This window comes from Streptomyces sp. NPDC047049 (assembly GCF_040643995.1).
GTDB lineage: Bacteria > Actinomycetota > Actinomycetes > Streptomycetales > Streptomycetaceae > Streptomyces > Streptomyces mooreae.
Map to the genome: position 1 here is coordinate 99,346 of NZ_JBEYVM010000012.1, position 24,916 is coordinate 124,261.

The 24,916-nt window shown below is 70.7% G+C and carries 21 protein-coding genes, 1 tRNA gene and 3 pseudogenes; 12 read left to right on the forward strand and 13 right to left on the reverse strand.

What is annotated here, in order from left to right; all coding sequences use genetic code 11:
• Window positions 1-186: 186 nt before the first annotated feature.
• Window positions 187-864, reverse strand: a complete 678-nt coding sequence (gene phoU, locus ABZ851_RS24770; protein WP_361131383.1) for a phosphate signaling complex protein PhoU — start codon at window positions 862-864, stop codon at window positions 187-189.
• A gap of 537 nt (window positions 865-1,401) precedes the next feature.
• On the opposite strand from phoU, the gene ABZ851_RS24775 reads away from it, so the two are divergent.
• Together ABZ851_RS24775 and ABZ851_RS24780 are read left to right on the forward strand one after the other, a co-directional pair.
• Window positions 1,402-2,670, forward strand: coding sequence for an ATP-binding protein (locus ABZ851_RS24775; RefSeq protein ID WP_336050447.1), 1,269 nt, complete (start codon window positions 1,402-1,404; stop codon window positions 2,668-2,670).
• Window positions 2,667-3,347: a response regulator transcription factor gene (locus ABZ851_RS24780; RefSeq protein ID WP_086721180.1), complete on the forward strand. Its 681-nt coding sequence runs from the start codon at window positions 2,667-2,669 to the stop codon at window positions 3,345-3,347. Before ABZ851_RS24775 ends, ABZ851_RS24780 begins: the two co-directional genes overlap by 4 nt.
• Window positions 3,348-3,534: 187 nt before the next feature.
• On the opposite strand, the gene ABZ851_RS24785 is transcribed toward ABZ851_RS24780, so the two are convergent.
• Window positions 3,535-4,173, reverse strand: a complete 639-nt coding sequence (locus ABZ851_RS24785; protein ID WP_361131388.1) for a DUF461 domain-containing protein — start codon at window positions 4,171-4,173, stop codon at window positions 3,535-3,537.
• A gap of 883 nt (window positions 4,174-5,056) precedes the next feature.
• On the opposite strand from ABZ851_RS24785, the gene ABZ851_RS24790 reads away from it, so the two are divergent.
• The 7 genes from ABZ851_RS24790 to ABZ851_RS24820 all read left to right on the forward strand — a co-directional run bounded on the left by ABZ851_RS24790 (window position 5,057) and on the right by ABZ851_RS24820 (window position 12,232).
• A complete protein-coding gene (locus ABZ851_RS24790; RefSeq protein WP_003953493.1) occupies window positions 5,057-5,539 on the forward strand; it encodes a CarD family transcriptional regulator in 483 nt (160 codons plus the stop codon).
• A 424-nt stretch (window positions 5,540-5,963) separates the two neighbouring features.
• On the forward strand, window positions 5,964-6,710 hold the full coding sequence (gene ispD, locus ABZ851_RS24795; RefSeq protein ID WP_361131391.1) for a 2-C-methyl-D-erythritol 4-phosphate cytidylyltransferase: 747 nt from the start codon (window positions 5,964-5,966) through the stop codon (window positions 6,708-6,710).
• A complete protein-coding gene (gene ispF, locus ABZ851_RS24800; protein ID WP_336050444.1) occupies window positions 6,697-7,248 on the forward strand; it encodes a 2-C-methyl-D-erythritol 2,4-cyclodiphosphate synthase in 552 nt (183 codons plus the stop codon). Before ispD ends, ispF begins: the two co-directional genes overlap by 14 nt.
• A gap of 162 nt (window positions 7,249-7,410) precedes the next feature.
• Window positions 7,411-7,815 carry a PPOX class F420-dependent oxidoreductase gene (locus tag ABZ851_RS24805; RefSeq protein WP_088799319.1) on the forward strand — a complete coding sequence of 135 codons (405 nt, stop codon included), beginning with the start codon at window positions 7,411-7,413 and terminating at the stop codon, window positions 7,813-7,815.
• Between the two features lie 123 nt (window positions 7,816-7,938).
• On the forward strand, window positions 7,939-9,333 hold the full coding sequence (cysS, locus tag ABZ851_RS24810) for a cysteine--tRNA ligase (RefSeq protein ID WP_361131395.1): 1,395 nt from the start codon (window positions 7,939-7,941) through the stop codon (window positions 9,331-9,333).
• A gap of 128 nt (window positions 9,334-9,461) precedes the next feature.
• Window positions 9,462-10,418, forward strand: a complete 957-nt coding sequence (gene rlmB / locus ABZ851_RS24815; RefSeq protein ID WP_088799321.1) for a 23S rRNA (guanosine(2251)-2'-O)-methyltransferase RlmB — start codon at window positions 9,462-9,464, stop codon at window positions 10,416-10,418.
• Between the two features lie 179 nt (window positions 10,419-10,597).
• Window positions 10,598-12,232: a DoxX family membrane protein gene (locus ABZ851_RS24820; RefSeq protein ID WP_361131399.1), complete on the forward strand. Its 1,635-nt coding sequence runs from the start codon at window positions 10,598-10,600 to the stop codon at window positions 12,230-12,232.
• Between the two features lie 280 nt (window positions 12,233-12,512).
• Here the strand turns inward: ABZ851_RS24820 and ABZ851_RS24825 are convergent, their stop codons facing one another.
• The 3 genes from ABZ851_RS24825 to ugpC form a co-directional block, all read right to left on the reverse strand.
• Entirely contained in the window at window positions 12,513-13,241 is a 729-nt protein-coding gene (locus tag ABZ851_RS24825) for a nucleotidyltransferase family protein (RefSeq protein ID WP_361131402.1), read from the reverse strand.
• A gap of 30 nt (window positions 13,242-13,271) precedes the next feature.
• Window positions 13,272-13,688 (reverse strand): hypothetical protein, encoded by a 417-nt coding sequence (locus ABZ851_RS24830; protein ID WP_088799324.1) that lies wholly within the window; start codon window positions 13,686-13,688, stop codon window positions 13,272-13,274.
• A gap of 322 nt (window positions 13,689-14,010) precedes the next feature.
• Window positions 14,011-15,147 carry a sn-glycerol-3-phosphate ABC transporter ATP-binding protein UgpC gene (gene ugpC / locus ABZ851_RS24835; RefSeq protein WP_361131405.1) on the reverse strand — a complete coding sequence of 379 codons (1,137 nt, stop codon included), beginning with the start codon at window positions 15,145-15,147 and terminating at the stop codon, window positions 14,011-14,013.
• A gap of 177 nt (window positions 15,148-15,324) precedes the next feature.
• Here ugpC and ABZ851_RS24840 point away from each other — a divergent pair.
• A tRNA-Thr gene (locus ABZ851_RS24840) sits at window positions 15,325-15,398 on the forward strand.
• Window positions 15,399-15,489: 91 nt separating this feature from the next.
• Here ABZ851_RS24840 and ABZ851_RS24845 read toward each other — a convergent pair.
• Window positions 15,490-15,690, reverse strand: a pseudogene (locus ABZ851_RS24845) (site-specific integrase); the annotation flags it as partial.
• Window positions 15,691-15,838: 148 nt separating this feature from the next.
• Here ABZ851_RS24845 and ABZ851_RS24850 point away from each other — a divergent pair.
• Window positions 15,839-15,910 (forward strand): annotated as a pseudogene (locus ABZ851_RS24850) (RidA family protein); the annotation flags it as partial.
• A gap of 211 nt (window positions 15,911-16,121) precedes the next feature.
• Here ABZ851_RS24850 and ABZ851_RS24855 read toward each other — a convergent pair.
• Entirely contained in the window at window positions 16,122-16,448 is a 327-nt protein-coding gene (locus tag ABZ851_RS24855) for a MerR family transcriptional regulator (protein WP_361131408.1), read from the reverse strand.
• 1,311 nt (window positions 16,449-17,759) lie between these two features.
• Between ABZ851_RS24855 and ABZ851_RS24860 the strand changes: the two are divergent.
• A pseudogene (locus ABZ851_RS24860) lies at window positions 17,760-17,879 on the forward strand (MerR family transcriptional regulator); the annotation flags it as partial.
• 251 nt (window positions 17,880-18,130) lie between these two features.
• On the opposite strand, the gene ABZ851_RS24865 reads toward ABZ851_RS24860, so the two are convergent.
• The 6 genes from ABZ851_RS24865 to ABZ851_RS24890 form a co-directional block, all read right to left on the reverse strand.
• Window positions 18,131-18,439 (reverse strand): SCO5918 family protein, encoded by a 309-nt coding sequence (locus ABZ851_RS24865; RefSeq protein WP_361131411.1) that lies wholly within the window; start codon window positions 18,437-18,439, stop codon window positions 18,131-18,133.
• Window positions 18,440-18,499: 60 nt separating this feature from the next.
• Complete coding sequence (locus ABZ851_RS24870) at window positions 18,500-18,889, reverse strand: CBS domain-containing protein (protein ID WP_361131414.1); 390 nt, start codon at window positions 18,887-18,889, stop codon at window positions 18,500-18,502.
• 61 nt (window positions 18,890-18,950) lie between these two features.
• A complete protein-coding gene (locus ABZ851_RS24875; RefSeq protein ID WP_361131417.1) occupies window positions 18,951-20,465 on the reverse strand; it encodes a DEAD/DEAH box helicase in 1,515 nt (504 codons plus the stop codon).
• Window positions 20,466-20,754: 289 nt separating this feature from the next.
• Window positions 20,755-20,958, reverse strand: coding sequence for a cold-shock protein (locus ABZ851_RS24880; RefSeq protein ID WP_268773195.1), 204 nt, complete (start codon window positions 20,956-20,958; stop codon window positions 20,755-20,757).
• Window positions 20,959-21,703: 745 nt separating this feature from the next.
• On the reverse strand, window positions 21,704-23,182 hold the full coding sequence (locus ABZ851_RS24885; RefSeq protein ID WP_361131420.1) for an MFS transporter: 1,479 nt from the start codon (window positions 23,180-23,182) through the stop codon (window positions 21,704-21,706).
• Complete coding sequence (locus ABZ851_RS24890; RefSeq protein ID WP_361131423.1) at window positions 23,182-24,783, reverse strand: FAD/NAD(P)-binding protein; 1,602 nt, start codon at window positions 24,781-24,783, stop codon at window positions 23,182-23,184. Before ABZ851_RS24890 ends, ABZ851_RS24885 begins: the two co-directional genes overlap by 1 nt.
• Window positions 24,784-24,916 lie beyond the last annotated feature (133 nt).

Consider the following 24,916-nt stretch of genomic DNA (forward strand, 5'->3'; position numbering starts at 1 on the left):
AGGCGCGTCAACGGCGCGTGGGGGCACACGTCAACGGCGCACGACGGCTCACGGGGCGGGCCCATGCCCTCCTCGCGCTGCCGTGATCAGCTGCACGACAGCCGCAGGGAGCAGCCGGTGCCACGCCTCCCTACCCCGCCGCGGCCGCGCCTCCCGCCGCCGCGGCGACCCCTCTCGCCTCCGCGACTACGCGCCTTCCACCGTCGTCGGCGGGGCGATCTCGTCGGCGTGCTCACCGGTCACGAGGTAGACGACCCGCTTGGCGACGGAGACCGCGTGGTCCGCGAAGCGCTCGTAGTAGCGGCCCAGCAACGTCACGTCCACGGCCGTCTCGATGCCGTGCTTCCAGCGGTCGTCCATCAGGTGCTGGAAGAGGGTGCGGTGCAGCATGTCCATCGCGTCGTCGTCCTGCTCCAGCTGCAGCGCGAGATCGACGTCCTTGGTGATGATGACCTCGGCGGCCTTGGCCATCAGGCGCTGCGCCAGCTGCCCCATCTCCAGGATGGTGGCGTGCAGATCCTGCGGAACGGCCGACTCCGGGAAGCGCAGCCGGGCCAGCTTGGCCACATGCTGGGCCAGGTCGCCGGAGCGCTCCAGGTCGGCGCTCATCCGCAGCGAGGTGACGACGATCCGCAGGTCGGTGGCGACCGGCTGCTGCCGCGCCAGCAGGGCGATCGCGCGGGCCTCCAGATCGCGCTGGAGGTCGTCGACCTTCTCGTCGGCGGCGATGACGTTCTCGGCCAGCTTGAGGTCCGCGTCGAGTATCGCCGTGGTGGCGCGCCCGATCGCGGAGCCGACGAGCCGGGCCATCTCGACCAGGCCCTCGCCGATCGAATCCAGCTCCTCGTGGTACGCGTCCCGCATCTGTGACCTTCTCTCGCATCGATGTGGTGGTGTGGCGTGGTGGGAGGTGGAACGGGGTGCAGGGTGACCTGTGCCCACGCTCTCACGGCCGGTGCCCGCGCGGCCCGTGCCCGGAGGGGGCGGTGCTCCACGGGGCCGGCCCGCCGCGGTGCCGGTGGTCCGGAGGGCCGTGGCCCCGCGGTCGCTCAGGGTGTCCGGCCGGGTGCCGGTGCACACCGCGTGGCACCCGCACCGTCACCCTGCGGGCACCGCGCGACCTGCGGTGCCACCGGGGGTGAACCGGCGCCGACGTGAAGGTGAACTCTGGGCGACGCATCCACGGCCCCGGGGGCGGGGGTGCGGTTCACCTGGCCGGGCGCCGGAGCGGCAGGGCGCTCGCGCCGGTCCCCCTAGGGACATCCGCCGGGCAGGTGCCCGCCCCGCCCCGGCCTCCGGAGTGAACCAGCACGGACGGCACGGTGAACTCTGGGCGACGGCTGTTCGAGCAGAGCCCCGCAAGGCTGGGGAAGTGTCCGACCCGGCGCATAACCTGGAGTCATGAACGTGGACGCGGCCGTCGCCGCAGTGGCTGCGATCGCCGGGCTCTGTACCGGTGTCTTCGCCATGCTGGCGTTCCGCTGGAGCGAGCGCGACCAGGCCAAACCCACCCGTACCTCCCTGCACACCGAAGCCGTGCTGCCACCCGGGGTCGACACCGTCCTGTCGGTGCTCCGCTCCTCGGCCGTGGTCCTCGACGAGGCCGACGCCGTCGTCAAGGCCAGCTCCGCCGCCTACGCCCTCGGGCTGGTCCGGGGCGGCAAGCTCGCCGTCGAGCCGATGATGGCGATGGCCCGCGACACCCGCAGGGACGGCGAGATACGCCAGGTCGAGCTGGATCTGCCGCGCCGCGGCACCGGCCGCGGCGAAGCACTCGCGGTCTCCGCCAGAGTCGCCCCGCTCGGCTCCCGGCTCGTCCTGCTGCTGGTCGAGGACCTCACGGAGGCCCGCCGGATAGAGGCGGTCCGCCGCGACTTCGTGGCCAACGTCAGCCATGAGCTCAAGACGCCGGTCGGCGCCCTGTCGCTGCTCTCCGAGGCCGTGATGGACGCCAGCGACGACCCCGAGGCCGTCGAGCGCTTCGCCGGCCGGATGCAGAACGAGGCGACCCGCCTGACCAACCTCGTCCAGGAGCTCATCGACCTCTCCCGGGTGCAGAACGACAACCCGCTGGAGGACGCCGAGCCGGTCCGGGTCGACGAGCTGGTCGCCGAGGCGATGGACCGCTGCCGCCAGCAGGCCGGTGCCAAGCAGATCACCATGGCTGTCGGCGGCGCCGCTGACCTGCACGTATGGGGAAACCGCGGCCAGCTCGCCGCGGCCCTGGGCAATCTCGTCGAGAACGCCGTCAACTACTCCCCGGCGCGCACCCGCGTCGGGATCGCCGGGCGCCGGGTCTCCGCGCCCGGCGGCGACCTGATCGAGATCGCGGTGACCGACCAGGGCATCGGGATATCCGAAAAGGACCGTGACCGCGTCTTCGAGCGGTTCTACCGTGTCGACCCGGCGCGCTCGCGCGCCACCGGCGGGACCGGTCTCGGCCTCGCCATCGTCAAGCATGTGGCCGCCTCGCACGGCGGGGAGGTCACGGTGTGGAGCGCTGAGGGACAGGGCTCCACCTTCACCCTGCGTCTCCCGGAAGCCGGAGCCGTACGCGACCGCGAACGGCCCGCCGACCCCTCCGCGGAGGGCCTCGACGACGAGGACCGCCCGTACGAGACCTTCAACGATCCGCTCCCTGCTCACCCAGCCCCGGAGGTCCTTCCGTGACCCGAGTGCTTGTCGTCGAGGACGAGGAATCGTTCAGCGACGCACTGTCGTACATGCTCCGCAAGGAGGGTTTCGAGGTCGCCATCGCGGCTACGGGCCCCGACGGACTCGACGAGTTCGAGCGCAACGGCGCCGACCTCGTCCTCCTTGACCTGATGCTGCCGGGCCTGCCCGGCACCGAGGTCTGCCGCCAGCTGCGTGGCCGCTCCAACGTCCCGGTCATCATGGTGACCGCCAAGGACAGCGAGATCGACAAGGTCGTCGGTCTGGAGATAGGGGCCGACGACTACGTCACCAAGCCCTTCTCCTCCCGCGAACTGGTCGCCCGCATCCGCGCGGTGATGCGCCGCCGTGGCGAGCCGGAGGAGGTCACCCCGCAGGCCCTGGAGGCCGGCCCGGTCCGGATGGACGTGGACCGCCATGTCGTCACGGTCTCCGGCGGCAAGGTCGACCTGCCTCTGAAGGAGTTCGACCTCCTGGAGATGCTGCTGCGCAACGCCGGGCGCGTGCTGACCCGGATGCAGCTCATCGACCGGGTCTGGGGTGCCGACTACGTGGGCGACACCAAGACCCTGGACGTGCACGTCAAGCGACTGCGCGCCAAGATCGAACCCGACCCGGGCGCGCCCCGCTACCTCGTCACGGTCCGCGGCCTGGGCTACAAGTTCGAGCCGTAAAACCCGGGCCGTACGAGCACGGAGCCGCACAGCGCACGAGCCGTACGAGCACGGAGCCGCACAGCGCAGCGGCCGGGCACTCACCGGCCGCCGCGCCCGCGCGCTCTGCCCGAGTACGCCTCAGGGGCGCCCCTCCGGATCGGACGGGCGCCCCTGAGGCGTTGCGTCGCGCGTCGCGCGGGCGGTCTCAGTGACCGCTGTGCGCCGACGACGAGGGGGAGCCGGACGGGGAGGCCGAACCGGACGGCTTGCCCGACGGCGACGGCTTGGCGGAGCCGGACGGCGACGCCGAGCCGGACGGCTGCGGCAGCTGCGAGGGGCCGTAGCCCTGGAAGAAGTTCTTCGCGGGGACGACGTAGGAGCTGGCCTTCACCTTGCCGAGCGAGGTGAAGGTGAACGTCAGGGGCTGCACGTTCCCGTCCTTGACGGCCTCGCGGCCGCTGGCCAGGACGGCAGAGGCGTTGTCCTGGCCGCCGATCACCACGGAGCCCCCGGCCGGCACGGTGATCGGACCCGAGCCACCGCCGGCCGGCGAGAGCTTGGCCGACTGGCCGGTGCCGTCGACCGAGATCCCGGTCAGCTTCTGGTCCTTGTCGCCGTTGTTGAACACCGTCGCGGCCACCACGGCCGGGCCCTTGGCGTTCACGTCGGGCTGCGTGATCACGTTGATGTTCTGGATCTTGATGCCGTCGACGGTGGTCGCGGCGTTGTCCGGCTTGACCTGCAGCGTCTGGGCTTCGTTCCCGGCCCCGCAGGCGGACAGCGTGGCGATCGAGAGCGAAAGGACGGTGGCGGCGAGGACGCCGCGTCGAAGGCTGCGGCTCACGGCGGCGGCATCTCCTTGACGAGCTACGGCGGCCGAACGTGCGTGCCCGGTCGCGGATGGGCGGCTGGGACGGCCCTGCGTACGCGTCATGACGACGGGTGCGTAAAGCCGCCCTAAGGGTGTGTCAGCGCCGCTAGGTTACCGAGCCGCCCTCGCGCCGCCGCACCCGACCCGCCCCCAGCGCGCTCGACGGCCCGCCACCGCCGTCCGGCCCCGGTCTTCCGGCCCCCGAAGCGGATGCCAGCACGGAAAACTGACGGTGGATCAAGAGCGGTGGCGCAAGCTCCGCCGGGCAGCGGCCGGGAGGACCCGCCGGACAACACGCCCGGCCGCACGCCGGACTGCGACCGCGATCACCCACTGCGGGCATCCGCTGTGATCACCGGCTGCGATCACCCGCCGAGATCCCCCGAGATCGTTCTCAAGAACCGGGATCGCCCCTGGAACGGGGAAGGGATATTCGGCAAGCGGCCGTTCGGGTGCAGGCCCGTGCGTTTCCCGCCGGGGAAAAGCAGTATTCGCAGGGAATGTGAAGGCCTCGCGGAATTGATCACACTCTTCGGGATGCCGGATCGTGATCAATTCAGGAATCGTCCGCGAAGGGCCGGGGGCAGCCGAACGGAGTAGCGGAACTCGCTCATCTGGATCTACGCAAAGCGGGGCATTCCGCCTGTCGATCTCCGCACTCCCGGTATGTGGCGGGCGGGTTTCCGCTCACCCGTGCAGCCCCTCCGACCTGCGAATACCCGCCTTCCGGGACCCTTTGCAGCACGTTCCGGTCGTGGTTGTCAAGCCCCGAGATATGCCCTGACCTGCGAAAACGCCATTCAGAACGGTCCGTTCCCGTGTTAGCATGGATAGCCACGGAAGGGGTACCTGTCACATGACGTTCAAGGTTGGCGACACCGTGGTCTATCCCCATCACGGGGCCGCGCTGATCGAGGCCATCGAAACTCGCCAGATCAAAGGCGTGGACAAGACCTACTTGGTGCTGAAGGTCGCCCAGGGCGACTTGACTGTTCGTGTTCCAGCGGACAATGCGGAGTTCGTCGGCGTACGCGACGTGGTTGGCCAGGACGGGCTGGACCGGGTCTTCGAGGTGCTTCGCGCACCGTATGCCGAGGAGCCGACGAACTGGTCCCGTCGCTACAAGGCAAACCTCGAGAAGCTCGCCTCCGGTGACGTCATCAAGGTCGCCGAAGTGGTGCGTGACCTGTGGCGGCGTGAGCGGGAGCGCGGACTGTCCGCCGGTGAGAAGAGGATGCTCGCGAAGGCGCGCCAGATTCTGGTGAGCGAGCTCGCTCTCGCGGAGAACACCAACGAGGACAAGGCCGAGGCCCTGCTCGACGAGGTACTCGCGTCCTGACGACGTATGCGCCGGCGAGATCCGGCGCAGCGACGACGTAGCAATGCCGCGGTGCCCGAGTGACGACCGTTTCCCAGTGAAGCGGCCTGTCGCCGGGCGCTGCGGCATATCTGCTGCTGTGTCGGTCACGAGCTGCTGTGTCGTGAGCTGCTGCGTCATGAGCCTCATGCACCGGGTCATGAGCTGTGCGACCTTGACTTATGAGGTTGTGACCTGCGGGGACCGGCAACTGCCGGCCCCTGCGGTGTGTGCCGGGCCCGGGCAGTTGCCTCGACCGGTGTCACGGAAGGGGCCGGTCAAGGCGTCGCGCCCGGCACGTCCCCAGCCTCCGGCCGGGGCTACCCCCAGGGCCATACCCACCTCTCCCGAGGAAACAAACCTGTCTGCGTCAATTCCGGGCTCGCCCCGGACTCCGGAGCCATCGATGCCAGATTCCTCCCGTCCGATCCGCACCGCCGTGGTGATCCCCGCCGCCGGCCGTGGTGTCCGGCTCGGTCCCGGCACCCCCAAGGCGCTGCGCGCGCTGGGCGGCACCCCCATGCTGGTGCACGCCGTCCGTGCGATGGCCGCCTCACGTGCCGTCTCGCTCATCGTGGTGGTCGCCCCGCCCGACGGAGCCGCCGAGGTCAGCCACCTCCTCCACGAGCACCCGCTCGCCGAGCGCACCGACCTCCAGGTGGTCCCCGGCGGCCAGACCCGCCAGGAGTCCGTACAGCTCGGGCTGGCCGCGCTGCCGGACACCATCGACGTCGTGCTGGTGCATGACGCCGCGCGCCCGCTGGTCCCGGTCGAGACCGTCGACGCGGTGATCGCCGCCGTACGCGACGGTGCGCCCGCCGTCGTCCCGGCGCTGCCGCTCGCCGACACCGTCAAGCAGGTCGACCCGCAGCCGCAGGGCGCCCCGGAGCCGGTGGTCGGCACCCCGGAGCGGGCCCTGCTGCGCGCCGTGCAGACCCCGCAGGGCTTCGACCTGGCGACCCTGCGCAAGGCCCATGACACCGTCGTCGAGGGCGAGGGTGCCACCGATGACGCCGGGCTGGTCGAACGGCTCGGGTCGCCGGTCGTGGTCGTCCCGGGGCATGAGGAAGCGTTCAAGGTGACCCGGCCGCTGGACCTGGTCCTGGCCGAGGCCGTACTCGCCCGCAGGAGGGCCACCGATGGCTATGTCTGAGCAGACCGGACCCGAGTCCGCCGGGGCCGCCCCGGCCGGCGGCGCGCCCGTCGCCGTCCCCCTCGTCGGCATCGGCACGGATGTGCACGCCTTCGAGCAGGGCCGCGAGCTGTGGTGCGCCGGACTGCTCTGGGACGAGAAGGAGAGCGACGGCTACGGCCTGGCCGGGCACAGTGACGGCGACGTGGCCGCACACGCCGCCTGCGACGCGCTGTTCTCGGCGGCCGGCGTCGGCGACCTGGGGGCGCACTTCGGCACCGGCCGCCCCGAGTGGTCCGGCGCCTCCGGGGTGACGCTGCTCGCCGAGGCTGCCCGGATCGTCCGGGCCGAGGGCTTCACCATCGGCAATGTCGCGGTGCAGGTCATCGGCGTCCGCCCGAAGGTCGGCAAGCGGCGGGACGAGGCCCAGAAGGCGCTGTCGGCGGCCGTCGGCGCGCCGGTCGCGGTCTCCGGCACGACCTCGGACGGGCTGGGGCTGACCGGCCGCGCCGAGGGCCTGGCCGCGATCGCCACGGCGATCGTCTTCCGTACCGCCTGAACCGGCGGGCACGTAACCGGCGGGCGCGTCCGTCCTTGCGTGCGCGGCGCCTGTGTGCGCCCGGCATCCCCCGTATGGCGTGGGAATGCCGGGCGCCGCACGGGTGTTGAGGGGAGGATCGGAGTATCCGTGTCCCCGGAAGGCCCGCAGGAAGGACCGCTCGTGACTGCCACCCTGTCCGACGACCTCAAGCAGCTCCTCGACACTCCGGTCTTCGTGACCGTGGCGACCATCCAGCCCGACGGCAGCCCCCAGGTCTCCCCGGTCTGGGTGAAGCGGGACGGCGGCGACCTGCTGATCTCGACGACCGTCGGCCGGCGCAAGGAGGCCAACCTCCGCCGCGATCCGCGGGTCACGGTCGTCGTCCAGCCCTTCGACGCCCCGTACACCTACGCCGAGGTCCGCGGCGCCGCCTCCCTCACCACCGAGGGCGGGCAGGAGCTGATCGACGAGCTGTCGCGGAAGTACACCGGCAAGCCGTACGCCGAGTTCAACCCGGAGGCGGGCAAGGACGCCGAGCGGGTGGTCGTCCGGATCACGCCGCGTAAGGTGGTCGGCAGTATCTGACGCAGCCCGCCGTCCGCGCAGGAGGCGGTGACACGTCCGGCGAACCGGACGCCGATGACGGATACGTCACCCTGTGGCCCAATGGGTCGCGGGGCACTGCCTCGTTCCGACTACCCTGGTTCCGTGACGATTCGCCTGTACGACACCAGCGCCCGGCAGATTCGCGATTTCACCCCGCTCACGCCGGGCTGTGTCTCGATCTACCTGTGTGGTGCGACCGTGCAGGCCGCCCCGCACATCGGGCACATCAGGTCGGGACTGAACTTCGACATCATGCGCCGCTGGTTCGAGCACCGCGGCTACGACGTGACGTTCGTGCGCAATGTCACGGACATCGACGACAAGATCATCAACAAGTCGGCCGAACAGGGCCGCCCGTGGTGGTCCGTGGGCTATGAGAACGAGGTCGCCTTCAATACGGCGTACGACGCTCTCGGCTGCCTGCGCCCGACCTACGAGCCGCGTGCCACCGGCCACATCCCCGAGATGATCGAGATGATGCGCGGCCTGATCGAGCGCGGTCACGCCTACGCCGCCGACGGCAACGTCTACTTCGACGTCAGGTCCTTCCCGGACTATCTCCGGCTGTCCAACCAGGAGTTGGACAACCTCCTCCAGCCGTCCGGCGAGGGGGAGACCGGCAAGCGGGACCCGCGCGACTTCGCCATGTGGAAGGCGGCGAAGGAGGGCGAGCCCAGCTGGGAGACCCCGTGGGGCCGCGGCCGGCCCGGCTGGCACCTGGAGTGCTCGGCGATGGCCCACAAGTACCTGGGCACCGCCTTCGACATCCACGGCGGCGGCATCGACCTGATCTTCCCGCACCACGAGAACGAGATCGCCCAGGCCAAGGCCTTCGGCGACGACTTCGCCGCGTACTGGACCCACAACGCGTGGGTGACCATGAGCGGCGAGAAGATGTCCAAGTCGCTGGGCAACTCCCTGCTGGTCTCGGAGATGATCAAGCGCTGGCGCCCGATCGTGCTGCGCTACTACCTGGGCACCCCGCACTACCGCTCGATGATCGAGTACAGCGAGGACGCGCTGCGTGAGGCCGAGGCGGCGTTCGCCCGTATCGAAGGGTTCATCCAGCGGGTCGTCGAGAAGGCCGGGGTCGTCGAGCCCGCGGCCGATGTCCCGCCGGCCTTCGCCGAGGCGATGGACGACGACCTGGGCGTCCCGCAGGCGCTGGCGATCGTGCACACCACCGTCCGCCAGGGCAATTCCGCACTGACCGCCGACGACAAGGAAGCCGCGGTGGCCCGGCTGGCCGAGCTGCGGGCGATGCTCGGGGTGCTCGGTCTGGACCCGCTCGACGAGCGCTGGTCCGGCGGCGGCACCGACCGCGGAGAAGACCTCCACGGCGTCGTGGACTCCCTGGTCCGCCTCGTCCTCGAACAGCGCCAGGCAGCCCGCTCCCGCAAGGACTACGCCACCGCCGACGCCATCCGCGACCAGCTCCAGCAGTCCGGACTCGCCATCGAGGACACCCCCTCGGGCCCGCGCTGGTCGCTGTCCTGACCCCGGCCCCGCGCCCCGCCGGCCACCCGGATTCGCCTCGCACGGTGGCCGCGGGCGACACTCAATCCATACGTACGTACCCACTCCACGTCGCGAGACGTCGAGAGCAGTGAAGAAACAGGTGACCCATGGCCGGCAACAGCCAGCGCAGGAACCGCCGCACGTCCAACAAGAAGGGCGCGCAGGTCGGCAGCGGCGGTAAGCGGCGCCGGGGCCTGGAGGGCAAGGGCCCGACCCCGCCCGCCTCCGCGCGCAAGGGACACGTCAAGAACCGCGTCGCCAACGCCCAGGCGAAGCAGGCCGCATCGCGCCGCCCGGCCCCGCGGCGCGGCGGCGCCAAGGGCACCGCCGAGCTGGTCGTCGGGCGTAACCCGGTCTTCGAGGCGCTGCGCGACGGCGTGCCCGCGACCACCCTCTACGTCCAGCAGTTCATCGACACCGACGAGCGGGTGCGCGCCGCACTGCAGCTCGCCTCGGAGCGCGGCGACATCAACCTGATGGAGGCGCCGCGCCCCGAACTGGACCGGATGACCAACGGCCTCAACCACCAGGGCATGGTCCTGCAGGTCCCGCCGTACGACTACGCCCACCCCGAGGACCTGGCCGCGGCCGCCTTCGACGACGGTGACGACCCGCTGATCGTCGCGCTCGACGGCGTCACCGACCCGCGCAACCTCGGCGCCGTGGTCCGCTCCGTGTGTGCCTTCGGCGGCCATGGCGTGGTCGTGCCGGAGCGCCGAGCGGCCGGGATGACGGCCGGCGCGTGGAAGACCTCGGCGGGCACCGCGGCCCGTACACCGGTCGCCCGCGCCACCAACCTGACCCGGACCCTGGAGTCGTACCAGAAGGCCGGCCTGACGGTCGTCGGGCTGGCCGCGGACGGCGAGCTGGAGCTGCAGGACGTCGAGGCGCTGGACGGCCCGGTCGTTATCGTGGTCGGCAGCGAGGGCAAGGGCCTGTCGCGGCTGGTCGGCGAGACCTGTGATGTACGGGTGCGGATCCCGATGCCGGGCGGCGCAGAGTCGCTGAACGCCGGTGTCGCGGCCGGTGTCGTCCTGTGGGAAGCGGCGCGCCGCCGCGGCTGAGTCCCCGGCTGCCCCGGGGCCGGTGCGTAGCCGTGCCACACCCCGGGGCACGACCTGACCCTCCGTGTGTCCTCCCCGTGTCCCGTGGGGCGCCCGTGCCGTCTCGCGTGACCCTTTGACGGGTCTCGGACAGATCGACCCGGTCAAGGCAGTGTCTTAACCGGGGGTCACTCGGTTAGATGAGCGTGGACACCAGAACACCCCGCACACCTACGGGGGGACGCTCGCCGGGCTTCGATGACGAGCCGGGCCTGAGCTCGGTCAAGGTGCCGTGCGATCCCGCGCAGGTCATCGTCAACCACGCCAGCTTCCGCGTACAGCTCGCCGCGCCCGCGGCGCGCGGCGCCCTGGCCGACGCCGCGCACATCCCCGCCCTCCGCGGCCCGGCCGCCGGCGCCAGACGCCGGGCGCCCGTGGTGTGGAGCGGCCGCACCGAACCGGGCGGCGCGGCCGGCGCCACCACCCAACTCCTGCACGCGGTGCGCGACGCGGGCGTCGGCCTCGACGGCGGCCAGGGCGAGGACGTCGGCACGACCCAGGTCCTGCCCCGGGTCCGCCTCGGCGACGCCGCCCCCGCCACGACCGTGATCGGCCAGCGCGGCCCCGCCGACTCCGACCGCACCCCGCTGCTGCGCGGCGTACGCCCCGTGGGCAGCGCGTACGGCGACACCTACCAGGACCACCCCTACCGCAGCCCCTACGGCGACCGCGGCCCCACCGACGACGGGTACGACGACCGGTTCCAGGCACCGGACGGCTACGACCCCGGCGCCAAGCGGCGCGGCACCGACAGCGTGCGGCACGCGTACTACCCCGGCCGCCGGATGAACCTCGGCGTCGTCCTGCTGCCGCTGCGCATCTTCCTCGGACTGATCTCCGTCTACGCCGGCATGGGCAAGCTCTGCGACCCCGTCTACTTCGAGGGCGGTGAGCGGGGCTCGATGGTCAAGTGGCTGCAGTCGCTCGACCCCTGGGCGCTGGCCGTGCCGCTCCGCGACTTCGCCGTCTCGCACCCCGTCGGCGCCGGTCTGACCGTCGCCTTCCTCCAGGTCGTCGTCGGCGTCCTGACCATCTGCGGGCTGTGGCAGCGGGTCGCCGCGTCCATCGGCGCGCTGCTCTCCGCGGTGCTGCTGATGACCGTCAGCTGGCGCACCCTCCCTGCCTACGACGCTCCCGACATCATCTACCTCGCCGCCTGGAGCCCGCTGATCATCGCGGGTGCGCCCGTCTACTCCATGGACGGGCGGCTGGCCGGCGAGGCCTGGCGGCGTCTCGGCCCCCGCGTCGAGGTCGCCGACCTGCGGCGCCGGGTGCTGCGCCGCGGCGCGGTGATGACGGCGGTGGTGGCCGGACTGACCCTGCTGATCGGCTCGCTGCTCGGCGGCGCCGTACGCTCCGCGACGGTCGCCACCGTCCCGCGGCCCGGCGAGCCCGCCATCAACAACCTCCCCGGCTCCCCGCTGCCCCGCCCCGGCAAGCACACCGCCCGGCCCGGCCAGCGCCACAGGGGCAGCGCCGCACCGCGCCCCGGCACCCCCTCGGCGAACGCCTCGCACAAGCCCCGTAAGCCCGGCACCCCGTCCGCGTCGACCTCCGGCACGGGACGGTCGGCGGGCAGCAGCGGCCTCTCCCAGCAGCCGGGAGCGACCACCAGCGCACCCCAGCAGACCGTGCCGACCCGCCACCCGGTACCGACCCACGTGCCGACCTCGGCGGGCGGCACCGGCGGCGGCACCACCGGCACCGGAAGCACCGGCTCCAGCGGCTCCGGCGGCGACTCCGGGGGAGGGAGCCTCGGCGGGCTTCTGGGCTGACGGGGCCCTGCGCCTGTTGCCCGTTCCTGTACCTGTCCCCGATCGCCCCGCTTTCCGCACGGTTCGGATCCACCGGCCGTGACGGGGAGGGGGAGCGGTCGGGGACAGGCGCGTGTGGGGCGGGTGCGGAGAGCGCGACGGGCGGCAGGGGAGGGACGGGGCCTGCCGGGGCCTGCATGCGGGGGCTGGGGGGCCAGAGAGAGGGCCTGAGAGGGCCTGAGAGGGCCTGGGGGAGCTGGTGCCCTGGTGCTGGGGTTGGGGGGCTGGGCGCCCCTCCTCCTCAACCTCCGTGCGCGCTCAGTTCCTTGGCGGCCTCGCTGAGGTCCTTGGCGGTGTCGATGGCACGCCAGTAGGCGCCCTGAGGGAGCGGGAAACCGGCTAGCCGGCGTTCGCGGGCGAGGCGCGGGAAGGTGGTGCGCTCATGGTCGCCGCGGTCGGGCAGGAGCCCCGTGAACGCGACGGAGAAGACATAGACGCCGGCGTTGATGAGATACGGCGAGGGCGGCGACTCGATGAAGTCCAGGACGTGTCCGAACGCGTCGGTCTCCACGGCGCCCCAGGGGATACGGGGGCGGGCCAGCGCGAGGGTGGCCTCGGCATCGCGCTCGTGGTGGAAGGCGGCCATCTCCCGGAGCGGGAAGCGGGTCCAGATGTCGCCGTTGGTGGCGTACCAGGGCTCGTCCGGGCGGGGGAGGGAGCCGGCCGCGTACTTCAGGCCGCCGCCGCGGCCCAGCGGCTCGGTCTCGACAACGGTCGTGACGTGCAACGGCAGTTGGGCCCGGTCCAGCCACTCCTGGAGTACCCCGGCCAGGTGCCCGCAGGAGACGACGGCGTCCGTGACGCCCTCCTCGGCCAGCCAGTTCAGCTGGTGGCCGATGATCGGGGTCCCGGTGCCGGGAATCTCGACCATCGGCTTGGGGCGGTCGTCGGTGTACGGGCGGAGACGTGAGCCCTGGCCGCCGGCCAGGACCACGGCCTGCGTGGGGTGAGGATGCTGGGCACCTGTCATGGATCGCACCCTATGCGGTGCGAGCAGGGGTCACTGGGCGGCGGCGACGCCGGTGGCGAAGGAGGTGTCGCAGACCGGGCGGGAGAAGGCCTGAGCGCGGTGTGCGGCCCCGTACTTGGCGACCGCGGCACGGCCGAGGTCACGGGCGATGGAGACGCAGTGCTTGGCCAGCGAGGGGCGCTTGGTGGTCGCCTCCTGGAGGTGAGTCAGGGCGACGCCCGGATCCTTCTCCTGGAGCTCGACCAGGAGCCGCTTGCGCAGGGCCTCCTGCGGGGCGAGCGGACCGGCCTTGGTGGAGACCCTTCCGGACGACGCGGTCAGCACCTGGGAGTCGGTGGCCGTCGATGCCCACGGAACGCGGGTGACCGCGAGGGTTCCGGAGAGCACGAGGACGACGGGGAGGACGAGGGCGAGAGTTCTGCCGATGCGGCGGGCTGCGGAGTTCACGGTCGAGATGGTAGCGAGGAGTGATGATTTGGCGACATTTGGTCACCTTATCGAGGGATGTAATGGCTCGTCGGTGCGGTTTCGATGTTGACGCACGGATACGAAAAGCACGGTTATGTCCCTATGGCGCCGAGTTGGCGCCATGCCGTCGCGCCGTCGCGGCGTCACGCCGCCATGCCGCGGGCACACAACGCAGCGGCGGCGGTAGCGGGTAGTGCTGCGTACCACCCGCTACCGCCGCCGCATTCACGCTTCCCTCATCCCGTATCGGCCGGGTTGGGGCCGGTACCAGTCCGGGGCGCGTATCGGCCCGGGGCGCGTATCAGTCGGTCAGGCGCTCTCCGGACGACGTCGAGAAGACGTGCGTCTCGCCCGGCCGCGGTACGACGTGCAGCCGGGCGCCCTTGTCCGGGACCTGGCGGCCGTTGACCCGTACGACGAGGTCCTTGACCTCGCCGCCGACCTCCGCGGTGCCGTACACATAGCCGTCGGCGCCCAGCTCCTCAACGACATTGACCGTGACGGCCAGGCCGGCCGGCGCGTCGGCGGCCTCCTTGGAGAGCGACTTCGCGGCGGCGCCGTTCTGCTCGACGATCTCGAAGTGCTCGGGGCGCACACCCACGGTCACCGTCGTGTCGCCCTTGTCGGCGGCCGCGGTCAGCGCCTCACGGCTGACGGGGACGACGCTGTTGCCGAACTTCACACCGCCGTCCGTGATCGGCACCTCGACCAGATTCATGGCCGGCGACCCGATGAACCCCGCCACGAAGAGATTCGCCGGCCGGTCGTACATGTTCCGCGGCGAATCGATCTGCTGCAGCAGTCCGTCCTTGAGCACGGCCACCCGGTCGCCCATGGTCATGGCCTCGACCTGGTCGTGGGTGACATACACGGTCGTGATCCCGAGCCGGCGCTGCAGCCCCGCGATCTGCGTACGGGTCTGGACGCGGAGCTTGGCGTCCAGGTTGGACAGCGGCTCGTCCATGAGGAACACCTGCGGCTCCCGGACGATCGCCCGCCCCATCGCGACCCGCTGCCGCTGACCGCCGGACAGCGCCTTGGGCTTGCGCCCCAGGTAATCCGTGAGGTCGAGGATCTTGGCCGCGTCCTCGACCTTCTGCCGGATCTCGGCCTTCGGTACCCCGGCGATCTTCAGCGCGAAGCCCATGTTGTCGGCGACCGTCATGTGCGGGTAGAGCGCGTAGTTCTGGAACACCATGGCGATGTCCCGGTCCTTCGGCGGGAGGTGGGTGACATCGCGGTCCCCGATACGGATGGCGCCTCCGTCGACGTCCTCCAGCCCCGCGAGCATCCGCAGCGAGGTGGACTTGCCGCATCCGGAGGGGCCGACCAGGACAAGAAATTCGCCGTCTTCGATGGCGATGTCCAGTTTGTCGACGGCGGGCTTGTCGGAACCCGGGTAGATACGGGTTGCCTGGTCATACGTGACCGTAGCCATGGTGAAAGTCCCTTCACCGGCAGGAACGTGCCGGACGATCCGAGTAAAAGGAGTGGTGTAGTCCACTGATATGGACTCTCCGTGACGCTACCCGCAGCCGCCCCCGGTGTCAGTACCCCCGCACTCACCAATTTGGGAACCGGCATCCGCCCCACCTGGGTACACTGCTTCACGCACGCCTCCTTAGCTCAGCTGGCCAGAGCACCGCTCTTGTAAAGCGAAGGTCGTCGGTTCGAATCCGACAGGGGGCTCTGAGCTTGAGCAGGGAAGAAGCCCCGGGCCGGTGGATGGCCTGGGGCTTCTGGCATCTACGGGTGACATCAACGGCGCGGTCGGTCGAGATCAGTCCTGATCGAGCCGTCGCTTCGGGGGCCTGTCCATGGGGCTGATCGCTTCCCGTTGGGTGTCCTGGGCGTGGTGGGTGCAGACGTCCTTGGTCATGCTGATCTGACTGTTGCGGTGGGCATCCATCAGGACGCGCGGGGCGGCGCCAGTCGCGGTGGGCAGGGTGGCGCAGCCGTGCTGGGCGTCGTGCAGACGGACGGGTGCTGACAGGCTGACCGTGCAGACCGATTCGGCGGCCGACGGCAGTGGCCCAGTGCGGGAGTTGGCGGACAGAGCTTGCGTCGCACGCGGAGTCGGTCTTTGAGAAAGCCGTGAGTGCCCCGGATCTGCCGCGAAAGGGAGCCCCGTGCCGCGTGCCGTCACGTTGGTTCGCTCGGCGTCCCTGTCCGATGTTGCCGGCTACGCCTACGCGGCCACGCCCCGGCCATCGCCGCCGTGTCGATTCCTGACCGGCGGATCATCCCCGCAAGGGCGACCCCGCCAAGCGAGGCAAGGCCCTCCTGAATCCCGGTGCGGCGGTCGGGCCTGGTTTACAGGGTTGGCCCGGCCGCCGGGGCACGGTCTGCCGTCGCGGGGCAGGCCGCGGCCGCAGCGGTGATCAGCTCGGGCAGGTCGGTCTCGAAAGGTTGTTACGAGGTGGCGCCACGGGTGCGCAGGCTTTCGTTGATGCGCTGGGCTTCTTCGAGTTGGTCTTCGAGGATGATGATGCGGCAGGCGGCTTCGATGGGGGTGCCGGCGTCGACGAGTTCGCGGGCGCGGGCTGCGATGCGTAGTTGGTAGCGGGAGTAGCGGCGGTGGCCACCTTCGGAGCGCAGAGGGGTGATCAAGCGGTGCTCGCCGAGGGAGCGGAGGAAGGCGGGGGCGGTGCCGATCATCTCGGCGGCCCGGCCCATGGTGTAGGCGGGGTAGTCGTCGTCGTCGAACTTGTCGACGGGGCGGGGACTGCGAGGGGGCATAGACCTCTTCTTTCGGGGGCGCGTCGAGGGGCCCGAGTGCCGTAACGGCACCCGGGCCCCGAGCTTTCAACACCATCTACCGGCTGACTGCGCCGGCCTTCTTGTTCCGCACCGTCGCCCGGGAGAGGGCGGGAAGTGCGGGGATCGCGGATGCGTGACCGGGGACCACCTTCCAATCCGGGGCCTGCGGTACCCGAGCGGTGTTCTTCCTCGCCCGGGCGATCCTGATGGCGTCTGCTCCTTACCTGATTCGGTTACTCGGTCGTACTGCTGGATATTGCGGGTACTGCATGCGGCCCCTGGGGCCGCTCGGCCCGGCAGTCAGTGAAGGAACCACCCTTTCCGGCCCCGTCGCTCCACTGCCGTTCCGCATCCTGTCTGACTTGCTTGCGCGGCAGTTCATCTCTGCCGTGCCCTCTTCGACTTCTTGGGTACGAGGAAACGTTAACCCCCGCACGCATCCATGTCTACTCTCGGCGTGACAGATTTTCTCAACAGTCAGCGAGTGGACTTCTGCCTCATGGCACACCCGGAAGAGTGTCATCCGGGTCGACCGGGTCCGGCGGGCACGAGCGAGCCCGGGCGGCGCAACCGGCCCGAGGGGGCGAGCGCAGGAATGACGCGACGGCGACCCGCGCGACAGCTTCGAGCAGTTGCGGGGCCACCAAGAAGGTAATGGGGGGCTGAGCTGAAGTCGCTGACCGTGGCAGTCGGGGTGCCCGCCCCTTTGGTTCCCGTGCGCCGGCCACGCGCTTCCTGGCGCAGTTTTCATTAGGGGTGAAGGACAGAAGCTCGGACACCATCTTCACAGAAAATCTGCCATGTCGACGGTAGACATGCAGCCTTCCGGGGGCTAGGGTTTTTTCGTAGCCAAGAGATCGAAAGGCGCGGCAGAGGTCGAACTGCCGCGCGTGCAGTGTCCAGAAGAGGCACGGCAGTGGAGTCGCGGGGCCGAAAGGTATGTACGTGGGCCCCGCGACTGACTGCCGGGCCGGGCGGCCCCCGGGGCCGCGAGCAGAACAGTGGGTCCGCAGGAGCAAGCAGGTCGACCCAGGAATGAGAAGGAGGCAGACGCCATCAGGATCGCCCGGGTGAGGAAGTGAGTCCGCTCGGGTACCGCAGGCCCCGGATTGGAAGGTGGTCCCCGGTCACGCATCCGCGATCCCTGCACTTCCCGCCCTCTCCCGGGCGACGGTGCGGAAACAGAAGGCCGGCACCGCAGTAAGCCGGCAGATGGTGTTCAACCCCTCGGGGCCCTGGTGCGTGTTCGGCACCAGGGCCCCACAATGCATTCGCCGGTCAGCGGTGCACATGACCGCAGAAATCTCTCACGACCGTCTCAACGACGAGGACTACCCCGCCTACACCATGGGGCCGGCCGCCGAAATGCTCGGCACAACCCCCGCCTTCTTGCGGGCCCTCAGTGAGTCCGTCGATGTCGGTACCGTCGCCGGAGCTCTGCGCCGTCAGCCTGACGCCAGGCGGGCCGGAACCGGGCCGGGCGCCGCGGTCGAGGTGTCCCTGATTTCGAGCGAGGAAGAGGGCGATGTAGTGCGCGGTGAAGCCTGCCACGGTCAGGGCGTGGAAGATCTCGTGGAAGCCGCATCGGCTCCACCGGCCGGCTGCCCGCCGGCCACGCGAGCCGGGGTAGTGGAGCGGATCCTTTGCCCACAGCGGTCCGGTCAGGTTCGGGCCGGGTGCCCCAGCAAGGCCGACGCCGTCTCCAGTGGAGTGAGACCGGTCGGTGGCACGAGCGCGGCAGCCGGGCGGCACACGAAGCCGAGGCGGCTCAGGGCTCGGGTCACTTCACCGGCGGAGAAGTCACGGCGGTCCTGCCGGGTGATGATCTCCCCGACCTGCTTGACGGGGTAATGGCGGCGACCGATGAGCACGGACTCACCCGTGATGGGTTCGGCTTTGATGCCCTTCATCGCGTCCTGCACCTCGGTCTTGAGCAGGTCGAAGGGGAAGCGGGCGATGACAACGCGCATAGTGCCTCTACAAGGTCGAAGAGAAGCCGGAAACGGAGCGCCGGCACGGACGGAGGGGGATCAAGCGGTGAGGACGATGACGCCGAGGGCGTGCCCGTCCTCATCAATCACGGGTGACGCCCGCAGCGCGCGTTGACGCATGGCGCGTTCCGCGTCGTGTGCAGACATCACGGGCGAAGTGAAGGGCCCACGGTCGTAGCTGAGGTCCCGCAACCGTGTCTCCTCGGTGTACCAGGAGCCTTGGTGGTGGGCTGTCATCTGGGAACGGGTGATCAGGCCCGTACACCGCCCGTCCTCGTCCCGGACGAGGAGATGGTGGGCACGGGCCCCGATGAGGACGGACAGGGCCACGTCGACGATCATGTCGTCGCCGACCTGTGGTCCCGGCGACGACATGACGTCGCCGACTGCCTTGCCGGAGCAGTCCGCCTGGGGATAGTTCTGCAGCATCAACGAAAGCCTCCGTGACGAGGGTGATCCGACGCGCCGAGCGTGCTCCTCCGGGGCCGGTCTAGGCGGCCGAAGCCGAGGAGTTCTGCCGTGCGGTCGGTGTCGCGGTGCGGGCTGAACCGGCGGCACGGCGGGCCCGGGCGGGGTGGCTGCGGCGGCCGCGGGTGGAGGAGCCGCTGCGCTTGGGGCGCTCGACGACCGGTGCGGCGATGGTGACGGGAACCCCGGAAGGAGCCTGGGCGCCGGTGATGCGGCTCAGTTCGGCCTCTCCGGAGCGGACCTGGGTGGACTGCGGGGTGATGCCCGCGTCGGCCATCAGGCGGTTCATGGTGCGGCGCTGGCTGGGCAGGACGAGGGTGACGACGCTGCCGGACTCGCCGGCCCGCGCGGTACGGCCACCGCGGTGCAGGTAATCCTTGTGGTCGCTGGGCGGGTCGACGTTGACGACGAGGTCGAGGTTGTCGACGTGGATGCCGCGGGCCGCGACGTTGGTGGCCACCAGGACCGTGACCTGGCCGGTCTTGAACTGGGCCAGGGTCCGGGTGCGCTGGGGCTGGGACTTGCCGCCGTGCAGTGCCGCGGCGCGCACACCGCTGTTCAGCAGATGCTTGGTGAGCTTGTCCACCGCATGCTTGGTGTCCAGGAACATGATCGACCGGCCCTCACGCGCGGCGATCTCCGTCGTGGTGGCGTGCTTGTCCGCGTCGCGGACATGCAGCACATGGTGCTCCATTGTCGTGACCGCGCCCGCCGAAGGATCGACGGAGTGGACCACGGGGTCCGTCAGGTAGCGCCGGACCAGCAGGTCGACGTTGCGGTCCAGGGTGGCCGAGAAGAGCATCCGCTGCCCCTCGGGACGGACCTGGTCGAGCAGCGCGGTGACCTGGGGCATGAAGCCCATGTCGGCCATCTGGTCGGCCTCGTCCAGCACGGTGATGCCGACCTGGTTCAGCCGGCAGTCACCCCGCTCGATGAGGTCCTTGAGCCGGCCCGGCGTGGCGACGACCACTTCGGCACCGCCGCGCAGCGCGCTCGCCTGCCGGCCGATCGACATCCCGCCGACGACGGTGGCCAGCCGCAGTTTGAGCGACCGGGCGTAGGGGGTGAGGGCATCGGTGACCTGCTGGGCAAGTTCCCGGGTGGGGACCAGGACCAGTGCCAGCGGCTGGCGGGGCTCGGCGCGCTGCCCGGCGGTACGGGCCAGCAGGGCCAGACCGAAGGCGAGCGTCTTGCCCGAACCGGTGCGCCCACGGCCCAGCACGTCGCGGCCGGCCAGCGAGTTCGGCAGCGTGGCGGCCTGGATGGGGAACGGGGCGGACACGCCTTCCGCGCCGAGGGCCGCCAGCAGCGCCGACGGCATGTCCAGTTCGGCGAAAGTTTCGGCCGGGGGCAGGGCGGGAGTGCGGGTGACGGGCAGGGCGAACTCTCCCTGCGGCGTCGCGGGACGCCGTCCGGGGCCCCCGGAACGGCCCGTGCCCGAGCGGTTCGGTCCACCGGAGCGGTAGCCGCCGCGGCCTGAGCCGGACGAAGCGGCAGAGCGGGAGTAGCGGTCATTCGTGCGAGCTGTGCGGTTCATGGCGAACCTTCCTCGATGCGGTACGTCGAGGAATTCCCGGCGGCAATGAGCCGCACACAAAGAATCGCAAGAACGAACCGATGAATTGAGATGAAGCGAAGCGGGGCGGAAATGTGTCGACCCTGCACACCGAAGCGGGGCCGGAAACGCCGCAGAGAAGAGAAGCCGGCTGTCGCGTGCCGAATGCCGCGTGCGCGGCTGTTGGCGGGGCACGCGGGAAAACCGAAAAACAACGAGCTGGGGCCCGCACCCAAAGTGCGGGCCCCAGCTGCGGTGTGACGCGTCAGCCTCAGGCGGGAACGATGTTCTCGGCCTGCGGGCCCTTCTGGCCCTGCGTGACGTCGAAGGTCACCTTCTGGCCCTCTTGCAGCTCACGGAAGCCCTGGGCGGCGATGTTCGAGTAGTGGGCGAAGACGTCGGCGCCGCCACCCTCCTGCTCGATGAAGCCGAAACCCTTTTCCGAGTTGAACCACTTCACGGTGCCAGTAGCCATGTCATATCTCCTTCGGGGCAGTGCCCGGAGCCCACGCCGTGCGAGCTCCGTATCGCTGCGTTGATTGCCCGTCCGGAAATAAACACCGGAAAATACGAAAGCGCTCCGCCATGTACGACAGCGAGCACGCTTGAAGTCTTGGGAACCACAACTGCAACTGAGATCGACGGTAGCACGGTACGGGCGGCCATGCGCGGCACATGATCGGGACGCTTTCGAGAGCGCAAAAAACCCATACCGCAGCAGTGGCCATTTCTGTAGTTGCGGCATGAGATATTCACAATCGCCGCTCGCCCGTATTCGACCGGAAATACGTCGGCTCCTCGGTCACCGCCCAGGCTCCGCAGGCACGGGCCGGGCACCGTCCATGCCTGGCCGAACCGCACCGCACAGCGGTTGGGCATGGTTCGCGGGAAACGCTGCCCACAGACCGGCCCAGGGCGGCGGAGCCAAACCGGCACGCGACGCTCGGCCTTGGGGGAGTCTTGTTCTGTTGCTGCAGCCGAGGGAAAACTACACTGACAGTAGTAGACATTCATATCCCGCGTCGCCAATTTCTGTCATGGCGGACGTAGCCATTGACGGGCGCGCGTGGGCGTCTCCATGGGCGTGGGCGTGTGCGTGGTGACGGGAGTGGGGGAGCGGTCGAGGGAGCACCCGGCCACGACACGTTGTGCCGTGGCCGGGTGCTCTCCGCGCTGCGCGGAGGTGTCTGGTTCCGGCCTTCGCTGATGCCTGGTGCCGGTCAGGAACCTTGTTTCTCGTGGTGGGGTGCCGCCGTCGTGGGGGGCTCCGGCTGTACGGGGGGCAGTTCGGGTTCCGTGCCCGGGTGTCGTTCGGGCGTCGGGCACGGCGCGTCCGCCGGCCCTTGCGGGGACCGCTCCGCGGCGGAGTGCATCAGGACGGCGCAGACCAGCAGCAGGGCGAGTGCGGGCAGGGCGATGGCCACCGCGAGGCCTGGGAACTCCGGGTCACCGCCCAGTCCGGTCACTCCCGTGTAGGCGGCGCCGGAGGCCATCTGCAGCGCGAAGAACAAGCCGGAGGCGGCGCCTGCATGCCGTCCGTCGTAGCGCATCATGCCGGCCTGGCAGGTCGGGAACATCGCCCCGACTCCCACCATGCAGAACGCCATGGGGACGACCAGGCTCAACGGCTCGTCCGGCCAGATCCGCACGCTGACGGACATCACGAGCGCCGCGGCCGCCGCGACCGAGGAGGCGAGCCGGGCGACCAGCTCCAGGGAGCGCACCCGGCCCAGGCGCTTGGCCACGCTGCTTCCCGTCACGTAACCGGCGATCACCAGCGTGTACAGGGCCCCGTACTCGACGGGGGAGGCGCCGAGGCCGACCTGGATGGCGTGACTGGAGTAGGTGGTGAAGGTGAAGTACGCGCACCAGGCGAGGCTGATGGCGGTGGCGAAGACGGTGAAGTCCCGGTTGCCGAGGATGCGCCGGTAGGCGGTGAGGGGGCCTTCGGGGGAGGTGCGGGGCGGGGGTTCCGGTGAGGATGCGGGCGCGGGGGCCGCTGCTTGCCCCGCCTCCGTTCCCGGTCCCGATCCCGGCCTCGGTCCCGTTCCCGGCCCCGTTCCCGGGCCCGATGACGGCCCCGTTCCCGGTCCCGTCGTCTGCCGTCCGGCGGCCGTCTGCGAGCCGTTGCGCGGCGTGTCGGAGGGCAGCAGGAACACGGCGCCCACGAGGGTGCCGACGCCGACCGCCGTCATACAGACGAAGAGCATGCGCCACGAGGCGTACTGCACCAGAAGGCCCGCGAGCGGCGGCGAGACGGCGGGGGTCACCGCGATCACTGTCGTGAGCGCGGTGAGCACATTGAGCCGTTCCCGTTGCGGGAGGTCCTTCTGCACCCAGAGCCGGGCGATGACCGTGCCCGCGCCGGCGCCCAGGGCCTGGAGCACCCGGCCGGCGATGAAGACGGCGACGTTCGGGGCCAGCAGGCAGAGCGCGGAGGCGCCCGCGAACAGGGCGAGGCCCGCCAGCTGGGTCCGCTTCGCTCCGTACCGGTCGGCCAACTGGCCGGTGACCAGCATGGAGATGGCGTATGCCGCCATGTAGCCGACCATCGAGCGGCTGAGGTCCGACTCGCCCGCGCCGAAGTGGGCCCCGATCTGCGGGATGGCCGGAACGAAGGCGGCGAGGGCGAGTTGGGGCACACACACCAGTGACATCAGGCACAGGGTGAGTCCCCGGGAGAGGCGGATGTCGGTCATCAGACCGCCTGCAGGGCGTACCGGTCGTGCTCGTCGACGCTGTACCGGGCGACCCGCGCCGCCTGCCGGGCGACGTACTCCATGGAGCTGGAATGGAAGTGGACGCCCGAGGCCAGGTCGCCGACCACGTGGAAGCCCGGCCGGGGGGTGCCGTCCGGACGGAGCGCACGGTTGCTCTCCGGTTCCACCTGGATGCCCCCTGCCGGGTGCGCGGCCACCAGGGACCGGCGCGCGAGGTCCCGCAGAAGCGAGCCTTCGGGGGCGGCGGTGAGGTCGTTGGTCCGGCCGACGGCGTTGACGACCCGGTCGTACCGCTCGGTGGAGCCGTCGGCGAACGCGGCCGTGAAGCCGCCGCCCGGTTCCCTGCGCACCGCGGTGACACCGCGCCGGAAGCTGACGTCCCCTGCCTCGGCGAGCGCGACCAGCTTGCGCGCGTTCACCGGCGGCATGGGGTTCCGCAGGCAGGCGAAGGCCCGGTGGTGTCGTCGCAGGAAGGCCCGCTGCTCCCCGGCGGGCAGTGCCCGCCAGAGCGCGGAGTACGCCGGGGTGAGTGCGGTGACGCAGCGCTGGAGCAGGCCCGCGGGCCCGGGGTCGGCCAGCCGCGACCGCAGCAGCTCCGCCGCGGGCCACCGTTCCGCGTACGGGCGCACCGCGTCCCGCAGGCTGGTGCCGTGCTCCCGGAGCGAGGAATCGATGAGGGCGTAGATGTCCCGGAGCGTCACGGCACCCCGGGCGGCGAGTTCCAGGCCGCCGAAGGAGTGCTCCGGATCGTCCCAGCGCGATACCGGACTGGACCTCACATCCGGTACGAAGCCGGAGCGGGAGGCCAGGGTGACCCCGACGCCCTGCTCGGTGAGCACGAGCGCGCTGTCGACGGCCGTCAGCCCGGTGCCCAGCACCAGCACCCGGTCCGCGGGATCCACGCAGGCCAGCGACGGTGCGAGCGGATAGGGCTGGGCGATGAAACCTGGTGCGCCGGCCAGGCCGAAAACGTCGACGGGAGGCAGCGTGCCGACCGCCAGGATCACGCTGTCGGCGGTGAAGGTCATGCCGTCCGCGGTGGTGATGGTGTAGGCGTCCGGGCCTTCGGCGGCCCCGCCGGTCCCCGTGGCCCCGGCGGCCCCGGCGGCCCCGGCGGCCCCGGCGGCCCCGGCGGCCCCGGTGACCTCGGCGATCTCCGTGACCGAGCTGCGTACGGTCGTGACCCGGGCGCCGAGGTGTTCGAGATCGTCGCACGCCCCGGCGAAGACCCCCTCCAGGTAGTGGCCGAAGGCGGCGCGGGGAGCGAAGGCCGAGGCGGTCTTCCAGTCCAGCGGGATGGCGGTGGAACGCAGCTGCTCCGCGGAGCGATTGAGCCAGCGGCGGAACTGGCCCGGGTCGTTGTAGTCCACGGACATCGCCGACAGCGGACGGTTTAACAGGGCGGCGTGGGTGTCCCGTGCGTAGGCGACGCCGGGACCGAACCGGTCCGTCGGGTCGAAGACATGGATGTCCGCGGCGAACTCCCGGCTGTCGGCGGAGAGTTCACGGGCGCAGGCGGCAAGGAAGGCGGTTCCGGCGGCACCACCGCCTATGACGGCGATGACGGGGCGAGATGTCACAGAAATCTCCAGCGGATCATGAAAAGCAGCAGGTCGGCGATCGCGACGGTGCGCCACGGGCGTCCCTCCCGATCAAGGCCGGTGGGGGCCGGTGGTTCCATGAAGCAAGGGGTACGGGGCTGTTCGCGGACGG

Coding starts and splice junctions, on each gene's coding strand:
- phoU (WP_361131383.1), bottom strand. CDS start 864: ATGCGGGACGCGTACCACGAGGAGCTGGATTCGATCGGCGAGGGCCTG.
- ABZ851_RS24775 (WP_336050447.1), top strand. CDS start 1,402: ATGAACGTGGACGCGGCCGTCGCCGCAGTGGCTGCGATCGCCGGGCTC.
- ABZ851_RS24790 (WP_003953493.1), top strand. CDS start 5,057: ATGACGTTCAAGGTTGGCGACACCGTGGTCTATCCCCATCACGGGGCC.
- ispD (WP_361131391.1), top strand. CDS start 5,964: ATGCCAGATTCCTCCCGTCCGATCCGCACCGCCGTGGTGATCCCCGCC.
- ispF (WP_336050444.1), top strand. CDS start 6,697: ATGGCTATGTCTGAGCAGACCGGACCCGAGTCCGCCGGGGCCGCCCCG.
- rlmB (WP_088799321.1), top strand. CDS start 9,462: ATGGCCGGCAACAGCCAGCGCAGGAACCGCCGCACGTCCAACAAGAAG.
- ABZ851_RS24820 (WP_361131399.1), top strand. CDS start 10,598: ATGAGCGTGGACACCAGAACACCCCGCACACCTACGGGGGGACGCTCG.
- ABZ851_RS24825 (WP_361131402.1), bottom strand. CDS start 13,241: ATGACAGGTGCCCAGCATCCTCACCCCACGCAGGCCGTGGTCCTGGCC.
- ugpC (WP_361131405.1), bottom strand. CDS start 15,147: ATGGCTACGGTCACGTATGACCAGGCAACCCGTATCTACCCGGGTTCC.
- ABZ851_RS24855 (WP_361131408.1), bottom strand. CDS start 16,448: ATGCCCCCTCGCAGTCCCCGCCCCGTCGACAAGTTCGACGACGACGAC.
- ABZ851_RS24865 (WP_361131411.1), bottom strand. CDS start 18,439: ATGCGCGTTGTCATCGCCCGCTTCCCCTTCGACCTGCTCAAGACCGAG.
- ABZ851_RS24870 (WP_361131414.1), bottom strand. CDS start 18,889: ATGCTGCAGAACTATCCCCAGGCGGACTGCTCCGGCAAGGCAGTCGGC.
- ABZ851_RS24875 (WP_361131417.1), bottom strand. CDS start 20,465: ATGAACCGCACAGCTCGCACGAATGACCGCTACTCCCGCTCTGCCGCT.
- ABZ851_RS24880 (WP_268773195.1), bottom strand. CDS start 20,958: ATGGCTACTGGCACCGTGAAGTGGTTCAACTCGGAAAAGGGTTTCGGC.
- ABZ851_RS24885 (WP_361131420.1), bottom strand. CDS start 23,182: ATGACCGACATCCGCCTCTCCCGGGGACTCACCCTGTGCCTGATGTCA.